Origin of the sequence: Xenorhabdus sp. KK7.4 (genome assembly GCF_963876465.1) — a bacterium.
Classification (GTDB): Bacteria; Pseudomonadota; Gammaproteobacteria; order Enterobacterales; family Enterobacteriaceae; genus Xenorhabdus; species Xenorhabdus stockiae.
On the sequence record NZ_CAWNQF010000096.1, the window covers coordinates 1 to 14,865 of the forward strand.

The window sequence follows — 14,865 nt, forward strand, 5'->3', positions numbered from 1 at the left end:
CCTGAGAATGTATTTCCCGGCTACAGAACGCATCATTTTTGCCGAGCATTATCAAGGACCTTATCATCCCAAAGGCGATGGCTATTTCAAGCAATGCCGGGAACTGAAACAGTCGGTGTTCAAGCCGCTGATCGATTATTTCCGTGATGCCCGGAAAGCATTAGGTGTAACGGCAAAAGACATTCACAAGGCTACCGGAAAGCAGATGGCCAGTCACTGGTTCAGCGATAGCCAATGGCAGTTACCCAATGAAGTGGATTATCAAAAACTGCAGGAATTATTTGACCGTATCGCTAACGAAAAGCACCAGTGTGGTGAACTGAACAAACCCTATGATGAACTGGTGGGATCTCACCTGACGTTATCGCGCCAATATGAAGAACTGCGTCAGGAATACGGTTTAATGCGCCGTTCGTTCACCGTCACCGCCGCCGTGCCTTATACCGATGTCTGGCAATTTGCGCCCGTCCAATATTATTCGGGCAAACATCCCTGCGAAAAACCCGCTGACCTGATGGCACATATTATTCAGTCCAGTAGTCGTGAAGGGGATCTGGTTGCCGATTTCTTTATGGGGTCCGGGGCGACACTGAAGGCGGCACTGAAACTGAACCGCAGGGCTTTGGGCGTTGAGCTGGAAGAAGAACGGTTTAAGCAGACAGAGCAAGAGATCAGAGAGTTATGTTCTACCAGTAGTAAACTTTGAGTTTACAACTCACTGAATTATGTACTCGATAAATAGACAGGTTTTAGAACAGGTAGCCGCATTTTAGTGTGTATTGGTTCTGTTACAGGGTATTCAATTGAGATAAAAACCTGCCCTAAGTAGTATTAGCTGTCTATTTGGCACGGGATGAAATTACCTTTATTAATTAACAATTAAGTGAGGTGTTTATGTCTAAAGTTAATAAGCCAGAAAATCTGAACGCTGAAAAGCAATGCAAAATTATTCCCGCACAATATAAGATTGATACAGTCACTGCGCCTGTTGGCTCTTGTCCATGGGCGATGATTCAAGTGTATTTGGGGAATAAATTACACCGCAGTGATTGGGATGCACCGGGTGAACACATGCGCCTGACATCTCATGAACCTGTTTATATTGAAAAGAGCAATAAACACGGCGAGTGGTTCCCGTGGCAGCCGACACCTGATGATCTGATGGCGTGTGACTGGCATCTGGTGAAACCCAGCTCAAAACCACAACCGACAGATTGTATGCTGAGCTTTAATCTTGTCGTCGGTACGGGATCTTTTTCTAACCAAGATCAGATGTGGGGATATCTTGCTGATGCAGAGTTTGAACCTGCCGGTGAACATCTTGGCCCATTTGGTACGCTGAGTGGCCTTCAGAATAAAACCGCTATCACAACATTTGCTTTTCTCGTCTGGGATGGGTTACACCAGAAAATCTTTATCCGGGTCTCTTCCGATAACAATCAAACCGGTTATCAGAAGTTGGTGGATTTATTTAAGCAAAACCTCACGATAACAGTGGATGGTACACCTTATCAATTGGGTAGCAGTACCGACAGCCACTTATATGGTAAGCACGAATACGAATTTATCGGTGAGTACGGTAATGACGATGCCAAAAAATTAGGTAGCCTGTTGCAACAACAAAATGATGGCGATTCACTGCCTTATTGTTTCATATGGAAATAATCTAATCAAAACTACATTCTGATTGTTAGGCTGCGCTTCGGTGTAGCCTTTTTTATCACCTATTTCCGTTTTTTCTCCCTTATTTGAGGGACGAAAACAAGAAGTGGCTATCTGTTTATTAACCTAATCTGCCACTGCAATTATTCACTACAACTCTCAGGGGCGAACCTATTTCACCCCCATGGATGCCCATTGTTCTAATGGGGTGGAAATATGAAGATGAAAGAAAATCCTGATATCTGGGTACACCTCGGAGACTGGCTCATATCGATAAGAGAGCAAGGCATCGGAGCAATCCTCGCTGGAACGATGGCATTTCTTCGCGGTCGCTATCACGGTGGCGGCTGGTTAAAGGTGTCAATCGATGCCTTTATGTGTGCCATGTTTGCCTGGTTTATTCGTGACGTATTAAATCTGTTTGGTCTGAATCCTGACTTGGCCTACATCGGTAGTGTGGTGATTGGCTACTTGGGTACGGACTTTATTGGTCAATTACTGCGTAAAGCGGCAGAGAAGAGAACAGGAGCATCCTCTGATGGAAATCAGCACTAAAGGTCTGGAATGCATCAAGCAGTTTGAAGGCCTGAAACTGAAAGCCTATCCCGACCCCGCAACGGGTGGTATCCCGTGGACAATTGGCTATGGTCATACAAAAGGGGTTAAAAAAGGCGATATGATCACAGAGCAGCAGGCTGAAGTATTTCTGCATGATGATCTCCAATCTATATATGCCACCTTAAAGCAATTAGTTAGAGTTCCTTTGAATCAAGGTCAGTTCGATGCACTGTGCTCGTTTATCTTCAATTGTGGCAACGGTAATTTTTCAGGATCCACTTTATTACGGAAACTTAACCAAGGCGATTACATTGGTGCTGCGGCAGAATTCCCTCGATGGAATAAAGCGGCAGGTAAGGTCATGCGAGGGCTAGATAATCGCAGAGCATCTGAACGTCAGATGTTTTTATCATGAAACTCAATTTCACCAGCGGCACTATTATCGCGTTGATTATTGCTTCATCTACAGCCTTCTTATACCGTTCTGGGTACAAGAAGCAGCTCGATATCAATAGCGACCAGATAACTGAAATCCAGCAATTGACCGACACCCTCAACTATCAAAACACGCACATTAACATGCTGCATGAGTTAGATACTAAACACACTCAGGAACTCGCCAATGCTAAGACTGAAATTGACACTCTTCGGGCTGATGTTGCCGCTGGTCGTCGCAAGTTGCGCATCCAAGCCACCTGTCCCGTGTCAGAAACCACTGCCTCCGGCAGCATGGGCGATGCAGGAATCCCACAACTTACCGAACCAGCTAAACAAGATTATTACTATCTCCTCCGAATGATGGCGGAGAACGGGCAGCAAACTAAGTATTTGCAAGACTATATCAAAACTGAGTGTTTACATTAATGTCTACTCCACCATATCGAAATGTAGAAACAGGATTAACCGGCCGTTTTCGATTTAGGCCGAGCAAGTTCACTGGTATCCCGATTATTCAGGTTGAAGTAAAAATGCGGCGATACCGAATCCGGTTCAGTGACGAAGACGTGATATCTACTCATTGGCGTGATACTACTTTCCAAGAGGCGATAGAAATTCAGTTGAAGCATAGATATGAACAATCGTGTGTTAGTAATAAGAGTGCGATCAATGAAGATTTTAAATAAATTTTTCTTAGCTACTTGGTTTTTACGATACCGCACATATCTATAGATAGATTTCAGGTTGCATCTTAAGGGCAAAAATAACTTGAAAGACATTTGTATAGCAGCAATGTAAAGATATGGACAGGTATCTCATGAAAATAAAAAGAGTAGATTTACTCCAAATTGTTCAGTATTTAAAATATCCGCCTTATCATGCAGTAGAAAAACCTATTCAATATGGGATACAATTCACTTTGAGTTCAGGGGTTATTTGTAATGTTTATTACTCTGAAAAAAATCCAGATGAGTGCACTTTTAATATACAAAGACATCAAGCTAATCCTGAACATGCTAAGTTGATTGAAGAAATCGTTTCAAGTATTGCCATTAAAGAATAAATTTTATTGAATTATTTAACAAATAAGCCCTCTACGGAGGGTTTTTTGTTATATGAGAAGGTGTAGTAATGGCACAAAAGAAATCCACGTTCACTGATGAACAAAAAGTTCTCTTTGATGCTTTAACGAAACTTCAGCAGAAATTCGTCTTAGGTATCTTAAAAGGACTGAATCAAACAGATGCCTATCGCAAGGCAGGAGGGAAGGCAAAGACAGATGAATCTGCTCGCGCAACGGCATCTGAAATCTTAACAAATCTTAACGTTAAATCATTTCTCGATGCCATGAACCAAGAAGCAGTTTCTGAGGCGGTTATGAGCCGTCAGGAAGCGTTAGAGCGGTTATCTGCAATGGGACGGGTATCTATTCACGATATCGCCGACTTCCGTAACAGTCAGATAGGCGAAGACGACGAGGGAAAGCCAGTCTTTCAAGCAACATGGCAATTCAAAGATTCAGCCCTACAGAATCCGGCAGCACTCAGCGCCGTTTCTGAACTGACCACGGGCAAAGATGGTATCAAATTAAAACTCCATGACCCGAAATCTGCTATCAAGCAACTGGCGGAACTGCTCGGCTGGGAATCAGCGAAGAAAGTCGATTTAAGTTCTAGCGATGGCTCGATGACACCGAACCCAATCGACCTCAGTCACCTGACTTTTGAACAGTTGCTGAAACTGAGAAAAAATCGGGAAAAATAGCCCTATTTAACATAATGGACATTTCAGGAATCGCCGCTTTCCAACTCAATCAAAATGTCACCTTAAACGGGGAAAAGTTTCACTCTTCTGCCTGATTTTTGGGCTTTTATTTGTTGCTGATTTGTTATCAAAAACGTGAAAATCATTTCACCGTGATTTTGGCGCGAACCGCGTATTTTTCTCACTTTGGGCACTGACATGGATATCGATAATGCAATGTTGGATGAGGCTATCGAAAGAGAGATTGCCCGGCGCAGTCTGCATGAGTTCATTCAGTATATAAATCCGGAATATATCACCAGTGATTTTTCACGTCAGGTTTGTGCGGCCTTAGATGAATTCCTGCTGGATATGATGGATGGAAAGCGTCCGATACTGATTCTGGGTGCGCCGCCACAGCATGGTAAATCAGATATTGTTTCGCGTTACCTCCCGGCTTACTTCTTTGGTAAATACCCGGATAAACGGGTTGCCGGATTGTCCTACGGCAAAGATTTAGCCTCGGACATGAACCGTGATGTACAACGTATCATGATGAGTGAGGAATACCAGCACTTATTCCCTGCGTCTTCACTGAACCCCAAACGGGTAGTAACGATTGAAACGATGGCGAAGCGAAACAGCGACACCTTCGAAATCATGGGTAACAAAGGTTCTTACATTGCTGCCGGGGTCGGTGGACCACTCACGGGGAAGAAAGTGGATTTGGGTATTATCGACGACCCGATTAAGAACTCGAAAGAGGCTCTGAGCGCAACCACCAAGAACGCCATCTGGAACTGGTACGTTTCTACCTTCAAAACCCGCCTGTCAAAAAACAGCGGCGAGATCATTATGGCCACACGCTGGGCGACCGATGATTTGTCCGGTAAGGTGATTGAAATCAGCCAGAAAGCCAAAGTGCTGGCGTTCCCGGCTATTAATGAACAGGGTGAAGCCTTAGTGCCTGAGTTGCATCCTATTGAAAAACTGCTCGATACCAAAGCCATTCTGGGGGATTACTTCTGGTCAGCCATGTATCAGCAGTCGCCGAAGCCGTCTGGCGGCACAATCTTTAAAGAAGACTGGGTGAATTACTACCTACCGAAAGACTTGCCGGAGAAATTCGACAAGGTGATCCACAGCTGGGATATGACTTTCAAAGATGGTGAGGGGACGGACTATGTGGTTGGACAGGTCTGGGGAAAAAAGGGCGCAAATGCCTATCTGTTGTATCAAATCCGCGCCCGAATGACCTTTACCGAAACCCTGAAAGCCGTACAAAAACTGGCGGAGAAATTCCCACAAGGCCGCCGTAAGCTGGTGGAAGATAAAGCCAATGGCCCAGCTGTCATGGATTCACTTCGAAGTATTGTTTCAGGATTGATACCGATTGAACCGGATGGCAGTAAAGTTGCTCGTGCTCATGCAGTAACGGCGGAATGGGAAGCCGGTAATATTTTTCTACCGCATAAAGATATTGCACCGTGGGTGGTCGATGCTGTTAACGAAATTACCACTTTCCCAGTAGGGGCGCATGATGATGTGGTGGACTGTATGACGCAGGCCCTACGCGATTTGTACCAGAAAAAAGGCAGTTTCTTTACAACCAAGAGGTAATGTTTATGTGGCCGTTTTCAAAACGAAGGCCTACAGCACCGCCGGTTCAACGTTCAGCATTTTCCACCGATTTATACCCCTCGCTTGCTAAAGATAACGGCTTTAAAGGATTGGAATTGCCACAGCCTACAATGACCGGCGTGGCGATGGACTCGGTGGATGGCTCGATCCCCTCATTTAAAGCAGGCAGTTTGTATGGCGTATCGGAAGCCCAAGCTGCGTGGTATGCCAACCAGTTGTTTATCGGCAATAACTTGTGTGCGGTGATTGCCAAGCATTGGCTGGTGGATAAAGCTTGCAATATGCCTGCCCGTGATGCCATTCGCCAGAGTTACGAAATTGATTGCGAAGATAGCACCATTATTGAGCGACTGAAAAAACGCGATAAAAAATATCGTATTCATCAGGCGATGAAAGAGCTGGTGCATTTCGGGCGCGTATACGGGGGACGCATTGCCCTATTTGTGGTGGAAACACCCAACCCGAAAGAGTTCTATGAAAATCCCTTTAATCCCGATGGTGTTGCGCCGGGTTCGTATAAGGGAATTAAGCAGATTGATCCACAATGGGTAACACCCGAACTGACAGTCGATAACGTGCAAGATCCGGCCTCACTGCATTTCTACGAGCCGACTTATTACCGCATCGGTGGACGGCGTTATCATAAATCCCATCTGGTGAAGTTTGTGCCGTTCCCCGTACCGAACGTACTCAAGCCAATGTACAACTATTTTGGTGTCTCTGTACCAGAGCGCGTCTACGAGCGGGTGTACGCCTCTGAGCGCACCGCCAATGAAGCGCCGCAGTTAGCCATGACTAAGCGATTATTAACACTCGGTATGGCAGATGCAGAAAATGCGGATAAGGGCGTGATTGCGGAGAATATCGAATATTTCGCGCTGATGCGGGATAACTACGGTGTGCAGATCACCAGCAATTCAGACACTGTTCAGCAGTTTGATACGTCATTGGCTGACTTAGATGCCACCATTATGACGCAATATCAGCTTGTCGCCGCGGCTGCCAATGTACCTGCCACTAAATTATTGGGTACCACGCCCAAAGGCTTTAATTCTAGTGGCGAGTATGAAGAAGCAGCCTACCGCGAAGAGCTGGAGAGTATTCAGGCCAACGATTTGGAAGATTTACTCCAGCGTCATTATGAAATCCTGTTACGCAGTGAAAGTTTGCCGATTGTGGACATCAGTATTTCATGGCGACCACTGGACAGCCCGACAGCGGCTGAATATGCCGATATTGAGCTGAAAAACTCCCAGACGGCGGTTAACTATGCCAACGTGGGGGCGGTAGATGGTCATGATATCCGCCAGAAACTGGCGGCGGATAAAGAATCCAGTTACTTCGGCTTACAGATTAACGAGGATGCGTATGGCGAAGAAACTCCGCCTGAAGAAGAGCCGGGAACAGTGGGCAGCGGCGCGACAAGCAGTCATGAAGGGCAAGCCCCTGCATTATTCGGCGGCAGCAACTGACCGTTATCAGCGTGACTTGTCACGACTAATCAAACGGATGCTCAAAGATTACGAACAGGTATTAACCCAATTACAGGATGATGCTGAATCGGTAACGATGGATGCCAGCATTGCCAGCCAGACGCGTATTTGGCTCAACAAATTAAAACGCCGCTGGGACAGTATCTTTAACCGCAAAGCCGCAGAGATGGCAGATCAGTTTGTCAGTCAGACCGATCTCAACGCCAAGCGCAATCTGGATGATTCACTCAAACAACTTTCTGGTGGCCTGACCATTAAAACCCCTGAACGCCCGGCAGAGATGCAAGATCGTCTCACCGCTGCCACCGCTGAAAATGTCGCCCTGATTAAATCCATACCGCAACAGTTTCACTTTCGCATTGAAAGTGCGGCATTACGTTCTATCAGCCAAGCGGGTGAGGGTGCAAAGACCTTACTGGAGGAAATCAGAGCGATTGGTAGCGTGACCGAAAAACGGGCGCAGTTTATCGCGGTTGATCAAACCCGCAAGATCACGACGGCGGCTAATTATGAACGCATGAAGTCGGCAGGCATTCGCAAAGCAGTCTGGCATCACTCCGGCGGCAGTGCTGAACCACGCAAACTGCATCAAAAGTTAGATGGTCAGGTGTTCGAGCTGGATAACCCGCCGATTATCGATGACCGGACAGGTCAGCGCGGATTACCGGGCGAGCTACCGAACTGCAAATGCTTCTGGACACCGGTTGTCGATTTTGGAGAGAACCCATGACATGAGTAAACGTACTTATGACCTAAACGGCTGGCTGGAAGTGAAAGATAACCCCATCTCGAAAGTGGGGGTTTTTGATTATCTGGGGGTGGAAATTGGTGCGCCGGTGGCAGATCAGATTTACCGGGTACTGCGTCCCCCTGAAGAACTGGAAAGCGCGGCGACTATCAATTCATTCCGGTTAATGCCGTTTGTGGATGAGCACGAGATGTTAGGCCGGGAAGCCACACCTGCCGAGCAGAAAGGGATTGAGGGCGTGATTGGCGAGAACGTCTATTTCGATTACCCGTATCTCAAAGGCAATATCAAGATCTTATCCAATTCGGCACTCAGTCAGATTGCCAGCGGCAAGATTGAACTTTCACCGGGTTATCGCTGCCGCTACGACTTCACCCCCGGCACGTTTGATGGCGAACACTATGATGCCATTCAACGCGATATCCGCGCCAATCACTTAGCGCTGGTGGCAGAAGGGCGAACCGGCCCCGATGTTGCGGTGCAAGATCACGTTATCACTATTGATACCAAGGAGTTAATCAGTATGGCTACTGAAGAACAAGACAAGAAAGAGAACACGACCGATAACGGTTTCACGCCGGAACAGGTCGAGCAGTTGCAGGCGATGATTGGAGCTGCGCTGTCCGGGCAATCAACACCAACAGGAGATGATGACCCGGATAAAAAAGACACGAGTGATGACGATCCCGATAAACCTTCGCAGGACGAAGCGGAAGAGAAAGTGGAGGATGCCGTCGAAGAAGCGGAAACTGCCGCAGAAGCTGCCGAATCCGGCGATCCCGAAGCAGTGGAAAATGCCGAAGTTGCTATTGAAGCGGCAGAGCAGGCGATTGAAGAAGCCAAAGAGCATCTGGATCAGGCCACGACCGATAGTCTGAATCGCCGCATCAAACGAGTTCGCCGGGGCATACAGGCAATGGATGATATTTCTCGCCTGAAACGCAAGGTCAATAAGCTGGAGAAAGCGAAACCCACCTATGACACGGGCGATCTGATTAAACAACTGGCAGGCCGTGACACGCTGGTGCACAAACTCACACCGTTTGTCGGCGTATTTGACCACAGCAGCATGACCAAGCAGGGTGTCGCGGAATACGGTGTCAAACATCTCGGTATTCCCTGTCAGAAAGGGCAGGAAGTGATCGCACTGGATGCGTGGATGCACGGGCGTGTGCCTGACTCGCAAAAAAACACCTCAACAACGGATGCGGCAATCAGCCAACAATCCATCAAAGACAAATGGAGCAAAGCATAATGGCTATACCAAAAAGTGTCGCCAACGGCCTGATATCGGGCGTTGTCGGTGAAATTTCACACGAAGGCCCAGTGCGAGTGACGGCGGCTGTTCTGTCCTCGGCGGATGAAACCAAGAATGGGTTCGGGCTGGCCTACACCTATAAAGATAACCATGCCGAAACGGTGCGTGTGGGGGGTGATGGCGCTTTTGCCGGGATTATGATCAACCCAAAAGCCTATCGTATCGGGGCGGAATATGCTCTAAACGGCACCACCGGCGAATTCCTGACAATGGGCGAGGTGTACACTCAGCTTGAAACGGGTGTTGCGCGTATCAATGCGCCAGTGGTGTTTGACATTGACGGCAAACTGTCTGCCAAAGAACCAATAACCGCTAATGACCGGGTGATTGGCTTTGTCTCCCGTCATGTGGAGTCAGCAGAAACACCCGATCTGTGTGTGGTTCGCCTGACTGAAATTCCTTATCCCGTTGCAGCGCAGGGAGGTCACTAATGGCTGTCAGTAAAGAAAAGTTTCATTTGTCCGGGCGCGAAATCAGTCAGCGAGGGCCGTTACATATCACAGCAGACCAGAAGTGGACCTATAGCGAACTGGCACAAATTGGTTTTGGCGGGCTATCGGCAATGGACTCGGCGCTAACTGGTCCGGCGATGAGCGGCGGTTTTATTCAGCGTCATATGTTACAGCATGTACTGCCAGGATTGATCCGTACTGCCACCCGTATCCGTATTCTGGATGAGATCACGGGTGTCATGACCGCCGGTGAGTGGCACGATGAAGAAATTATTCTGAATGTTGCCACGCCGACGGGTAAGGCCGAGCTGTATGGTGATCATACTAATATCCCGCTGGCCTCCTATGTACAGGATTTGGAACACCGTGGCATTGTCCGTTTTGAACAGGGTTTTCAGGTCGGTAAGCTGGAAGAGGCTCGCCAGTCAGCCGCCGGTTTTGAAACGGCAGCAGAAAAACGTCATGCTGCTACTGAATCACTGGAGCAATCCCGTGAACGCGTGGGCTACTACGGCTTTAACAGTCCGCAGACCCGCGTTTTTGGTTTGCTGAATGATCCTAACCTGCCCGCGTATGAGACGGCGAAGCAACCGTGGTTGCAGGCTACGTTTGCCGAAGTGACCGGGGATATGAATACCCTGTTCGACCGGCTCGAAAAATCGTCCGGAGGCCGCATTAAAGACAGCGATTCGATGACAATGGTTTTACCACTGGGCTTCCGTTCAGTGCTGAGTAAAGCGAATCCGGTGGCGCAAGGGGAAACGGTCAGACAATGGGCGAAGGAAAACTACCCAAACCTGCGTTTTATCTTTTCGCCAGAATTTGTCGGAGCTAACGGCGGGGGAGATATCACTTATCTGTTCGCTGACAGTGTGGATGATGGTTCAACCGCCACTAATGCCACCCTCCTGCAAGTTGTGCCGGTGAAATACCAATTGTTGGGTTCTGAAAATGGCATCAAGGGCTATCTGGAAGATGCAACCAACGCCACTGCCGGTATTTTTGTGACCCGTCCGTGGGCGATCACCCGCTTAACCGGCATTTAATCTCAGCCCTCTGCTGAGGGCACTTTGTTTATTTTTCAAGGCAGGAGTTTCTTCATGTCTCAATCTCTCTATATCTATTGCACCCTGTCCAACGACCAGAACTATACCGTGCGTGACGGTGCAGTGTTTATTCACGGGCAGGCCAATATCATGACCCGGGCGATGCACACCCCACGCGGGCGTGTGACTGAAGTCAGTGTCGAACAGTATGCCCAGCTTAAAGACAACCCTGTTTTCAGGCTGCATAAGGAAAATGGTTTTATCACTGTCGAAAGCCGCGAGGCCGATCCCGAAAAAGTGGCCACTAATATGGAGGCCAGCGACCAGTCAGCCCCGGATACGCCGGAATCATTGGAAGCTGAGGGTAAAGATACGCCGAAGGCCAATAAAGGTAAGGGTAAATAATGGCCACGGATACATTTCCCCTGAAAGCGTTTCGGGTGTTGTATCCGCAGTTTGATGCTCAACCCGATGAGGATATCGAAATCATCGCCCAATCCGCCCGGCATTACTTTTCACCGTGCCGGGGTGTTTGTACTGACGAACTGTGGATTCTGGTGGTGGCGCATATGCTGCAACTGCGCCAGTTAATGGCACAGGGTGAATCGCCAACAGGCGTTGTCACTGCCGCGACCATGGGTAGTGTCAATGTCAGCTTTACCGCACCACCTGTGGGTTCGAATACCTCGCACTGGTTTAACCTGACGCCTTTTGGTCAGCAATATCTGGCGTTACTCAATCGTTGTGGGCGTGCTCCGATGTATGTGGGTGGTCGGGGCGAACGATCGGCCTTTCGCGGTGTGGGTGGGCGTTTCCCAAATCGGGGGCGAGTATGGCGATGAGCCCGAAACTGACCCGGCTCAAGCAGGTGTATGACGAGCTGGGCAAGAAGCAGCTTAAAGTCGGCTTTTTTGAACACACAAAATACCCTGACGGCACACCGATTGCGTATGTGGCTGCGATTCAGGAACTGGGTCATCTGGCAAACAATATTCCCCCGCGCCCTTTTATGCGCCCGGCGATGCAGGATAATCAGGCCAGATATGCTGATTTGATGCTTCGTGCCGCTAAAGCTTCTATTGACGACACTCTCTCAGTCTCCGATGGTCTGAGCCAGATGGGTGGTGTTGCAGTCGGTGATATTCAGCTTGCTATCCAAGCTGTGACTACGCCGCCACTGAAAGACAGCACCGTGAAAGCACGGGCAAGCCGTCACAGCAAAGGCAAAGCAACCCATAAGCCATTGGTGGACAGCGGCCTGATGCTGCAATCCGTCACGTTCAGTGTGGAGGACAAATAATCATGTTCGGCAATTTACAGCGCATTGCCTCGCGCTATATCCCGCAACAAACCGTACAGTGGTATCGCTTCCGATCGCGTGAGCTGGATGAATTAGGTCAGTGGCAAAACACCTATCATGATCCGATAGCCATTCGCGGAAGCTGGCAGGCCATCGATACGCAGGATGGGCAGGACATGGGGCTGGATACAGCGAAAGTCTACCGTAAATTCTACACCACGCACGATATCCGCCATATCCAGCGGGACCAGTCGCCGGATTTTCTGGTTTTTGCCGGGCGTCGCTACGATGTGATGGGTGATGCCGACTGGTATGCACAGGACGGCTGGCTGTCGATTGTCTGCATTGAGGCCGGTGAGTATGACGGATAATGACGTTTATATTGCCCTGCGCGCACAACTGTTGAAGCAGTTAAATGAGGCGGGTATTGCTGTGCCTGTCGTCGCAGGTTTTCAATCGACCAAACAAGGACGAGAGAACCGCTTTGTGATGTTTTTTCCTATCAGTGAGAGCGCTCACGGCTGGCAAGGGAGAAATTATCATTGCGCCGATCGCAACGCCAACCATCGTGAAATCCAGATTGTGGAGAAAACGCTACAGGTGCAGGGCGTAGGGAGTTTTGAACAGTACACTGCGGGTGATATGACTGCCACCGTGCGCATGATCATGAACTCGCTACCCTTTGTGGAGACACTGCGCAAGCAAGGGATTGGCATCCAACGCGCAGGTAATTTACGGATGCCATTTCTGATTAACGATCAGGGCAACTACGAGTTGTCACCCTCGTTTGATATCACTATCACCCATTCACGCAACATCAAACCCAACACAGCCACGGTCAATGTGCTGTTTCCCGATATTTATCGAATCTAAGGTGACTTTATGCCGATAAAACAAACCCGATACGTCGATATCGCCAGTGCGGTGATCGGTGCATCCAGCGTACCCATGCGCAAACTGACGGGACGCTTGTTTTCAACCAACCCGAAAATTCCGGCAGGCAAAGTGTTAGAGTTTGCTTCCGGTCAAATTGACGCCCTGCTGGGGAGCGACTCGCCAGAGGCCAGGTTTGCCCGACAGTATTTCAGTTACGTGAGCCCTGCGCCTGTCAGTAAGCCGAAAGAGTTACAGATTGCCGCTTATGAGCCGATAGGCCGGACACCGGCGATTTATGGTAGCAAAGCCGCTGTCCTTGATGAACTGAAAGCACTGGTTGATGGCACTTTTACTGTGACGATTGGCAGTGTCATGAAAACCTTCACTGATATTGACTTATCGAAAGCGACTTCCTATGCCGATATTGCTTCTGCGGTACAAGCCAAACTGAACGCGGAGAAAGCCCCGCAATTTGCCAATGCTTACCTGACCTTTAACGCAATGGACAGTGCTTTTGTCTTAAATGGCGGGGTGCAGGAGAAAGCCGAGATCAACGTGACCTATTCGGTACTGGCGGATGCGATGGGGCTTTCATCCGGCAACCGTTCGGCAGGCAATGCTGCACAATCGCCACTGGCGGCTTTCATTGCCGCTGAGAAAATTTCTGATTCGTTCGGTAGTGCGACCTTTTTAACGGAGATGGCTCTGCCGCAAGCGGTTGAACTGGCAGAGTATGTGGCCGGGGAGAATGTCAAATACCAGTTGCATGTGTCGGTCACGGCAGAGAAAGCGGAAGACTGGAGTGCCGCACTGGTCGGTACGGCATCGACCGGATTGAACCTGAAAACGGACGAGCACGTTTTTGTGCAGGCATTACCGATGGCGATCATGGCCGCCACTGATTATGACCGAAATAACGCGACCACCAACTACATGTACCGCCAGTTTGGGGTGACTTTCCCTTCTCAAATCAGCGCCGATCTGGATGCTGACCGGTTTGATAAGCTGCGTGTTAACTACTACGGCGAAACGGCTGTGGCGGGGTCACAAATTCGATTCTACCAACGCGGCTTCTTGTGTGGTTCGTCCTCCAATCCGCTGGATATGAGCGTTCATGCTAACGAACAGTGGTTGAAAGCCCATATTACCCAGCAATGGTTCAATCTGTTGATGGCCACACGCGGTATTCCGGCGAACAAAGACGGCGAAGCCCGTGCTATGACTATCATTGCAGGCGCTGTCACCAAGGCACTCAATAATGGCACTATCTTACCGGGCAAAACCTTAACAGACGTGCAGAAACTCGCCGTTGCTGATGCTTCCGGGGATGATTTGGCCTGGCATGACGTACAGGACAAAGGTTATTGGTATAACGCTCAGATTGTGGAGCAAACCGGGGTTTCCGGCCTGCCCGAATACGCCATGAAATATGTGTTGATTTACGGTAAGGGCGATTGGGTACGTAAAGTCGAAGGTTCCCACAATCTAGTTTAACCTGAATTCTGGATAAGAAATTGACGAGAGGCCTGTTCCACGAGCAAAGTTTTGGTGAAAGCCTAAAACGACTCCGGGGAGGAACAGGCCATGGAC

19 protein-coding genes are annotated in these 14,865 nt (G+C 48.8%); all 19 read left to right on the top strand.

Annotated elements, in window-relative coordinates:
* A partial coding sequence (locus tag AACS90_RS17035; RefSeq protein ID WP_099123419.1) for a site-specific DNA-methyltransferase occupies window positions 1-706 on the top strand: 706 nt, incomplete at its 5' end.
* Between the two features lie 188 nt (window positions 707-894).
* Window positions 895-1,665: a Thoeris anti-defense Tad2 family protein gene (locus tag AACS90_RS17040; RefSeq protein WP_099123420.1), complete on the top strand. Its 771-nt coding sequence runs from the start codon at window positions 895-897 to the stop codon at window positions 1,663-1,665.
* Window positions 1,666-1,878: 213 nt separating this feature from the next.
* Window positions 1,879-2,217 carry a phage holin, lambda family gene (locus AACS90_RS17045; protein ID WP_099123421.1) on the top strand — a complete coding sequence of 113 codons (339 nt, stop codon included), beginning with the start codon at window positions 1,879-1,881 and terminating at the stop codon, window positions 2,215-2,217.
* Entirely contained in the window at window positions 2,201-2,635 is a 435-nt protein-coding gene (locus AACS90_RS17050; protein WP_099123422.1) for a lysozyme, read from the top strand. The genes AACS90_RS17045 and AACS90_RS17050 overlap by 17 nt, the downstream gene beginning before the upstream one ends.
* Complete coding sequence (locus AACS90_RS17055; protein WP_099123423.1) at window positions 2,632-3,084, top strand: lysis protein; 453 nt, start codon at window positions 2,632-2,634, stop codon at window positions 3,082-3,084. The genes AACS90_RS17050 and AACS90_RS17055 overlap by 4 nt, the downstream gene beginning before the upstream one ends.
* Before the next feature lie 391 nt (window positions 3,085-3,475).
* A complete protein-coding gene (locus AACS90_RS17060; RefSeq protein WP_099123424.1) occupies window positions 3,476-3,721 on the top strand; it encodes a hypothetical protein in 246 nt (81 codons plus the stop codon).
* Between the two features lie 68 nt (window positions 3,722-3,789).
* On the top strand, window positions 3,790-4,422 hold the full coding sequence (locus AACS90_RS17065) for a terminase small subunit (RefSeq protein WP_099123425.1): 633 nt from the start codon (window positions 3,790-3,792) through the stop codon (window positions 4,420-4,422).
* 198 nt (window positions 4,423-4,620) lie between these two features.
* Window positions 4,621-6,021, top strand: coding sequence for a phage terminase large subunit (gene terL / locus AACS90_RS17070; protein ID WP_099109825.1), 1,401 nt, complete (start codon window positions 4,621-4,623; stop codon window positions 6,019-6,021).
* A gap of 5 nt (window positions 6,022-6,026) precedes the next feature.
* Entirely contained in the window at window positions 6,027-7,514 is a 1,488-nt protein-coding gene (locus tag AACS90_RS17075; protein ID WP_099123426.1) for a phage portal protein, read from the top strand.
* A gap of 37 nt (window positions 7,515-7,551) precedes the next feature.
* Window positions 7,552-8,265 (top strand): phage minor head protein, encoded by a 714-nt coding sequence (locus AACS90_RS17080; protein WP_099123435.1) that lies wholly within the window; start codon window positions 7,552-7,554, stop codon window positions 8,263-8,265.
* A 1-nt stretch (window position 8,266) separates the two neighbouring features.
* Complete coding sequence (locus AACS90_RS17085) at window positions 8,267-9,538, top strand: DUF2213 domain-containing protein (RefSeq protein WP_099123427.1); 1,272 nt, start codon at window positions 8,267-8,269, stop codon at window positions 9,536-9,538.
* The gene (locus tag AACS90_RS17090; RefSeq protein WP_099123428.1) at window positions 9,538-10,032 is read left to right on the top strand and encodes a structural cement protein Gp24; all 495 of its coding nucleotides are present in this window, start codon (window positions 9,538-9,540) and stop codon (window positions 10,030-10,032) included. The genes AACS90_RS17085 and AACS90_RS17090 overlap by 1 nt, the downstream gene beginning before the upstream one ends.
* Window positions 10,032-11,099, top strand: a complete 1,068-nt coding sequence (locus AACS90_RS17095; protein WP_099123429.1) for a major capsid family protein — start codon at window positions 10,032-10,034, stop codon at window positions 11,097-11,099. The genes AACS90_RS17090 and AACS90_RS17095 overlap by 1 nt, the downstream gene beginning before the upstream one ends.
* A 54-nt stretch (window positions 11,100-11,153) precedes the next feature.
* The gene (locus AACS90_RS17100) at window positions 11,154-11,504 is read left to right on the top strand and encodes a hypothetical protein (RefSeq protein WP_099123430.1); all 351 of its coding nucleotides are present in this window, start codon (window positions 11,154-11,156) and stop codon (window positions 11,502-11,504) included.
* On the top strand, window positions 11,504-11,941 hold the full coding sequence (locus tag AACS90_RS17105) for a DUF4054 domain-containing protein (protein WP_099123431.1): 438 nt from the start codon (window positions 11,504-11,506) through the stop codon (window positions 11,939-11,941). The genes AACS90_RS17100 and AACS90_RS17105 overlap by 1 nt, the downstream gene beginning before the upstream one ends.
* Complete coding sequence (locus tag AACS90_RS17110) at window positions 11,932-12,399, top strand: hypothetical protein (RefSeq protein ID WP_241538319.1); 468 nt, start codon at window positions 11,932-11,934, stop codon at window positions 12,397-12,399. Before AACS90_RS17105 ends, AACS90_RS17110 begins: the two co-directional genes overlap by 10 nt.
* 2 nt (window positions 12,400-12,401) lie before the next feature.
* A complete protein-coding gene (locus AACS90_RS17115) occupies window positions 12,402-12,770 on the top strand; it encodes a phage collar protein (protein WP_099123432.1) in 369 nt (122 codons plus the stop codon).
* The gene (locus tag AACS90_RS17120) at window positions 12,760-13,272 is read left to right on the top strand and encodes a phage gateway protein (protein ID WP_099123433.1); all 513 of its coding nucleotides are present in this window, start codon (window positions 12,760-12,762) and stop codon (window positions 13,270-13,272) included. Before AACS90_RS17115 ends, AACS90_RS17120 begins: the two co-directional genes overlap by 11 nt.
* Before the next feature lie 9 nt (window positions 13,273-13,281).
* Window positions 13,282-14,769 carry a DUF3383 domain-containing protein gene (locus tag AACS90_RS17125; RefSeq protein ID WP_099123434.1) on the top strand — a complete coding sequence of 496 codons (1,488 nt, stop codon included), beginning with the start codon at window positions 13,282-13,284 and terminating at the stop codon, window positions 14,767-14,769.
* Window positions 14,770-14,865 lie beyond the last annotated feature (96 nt).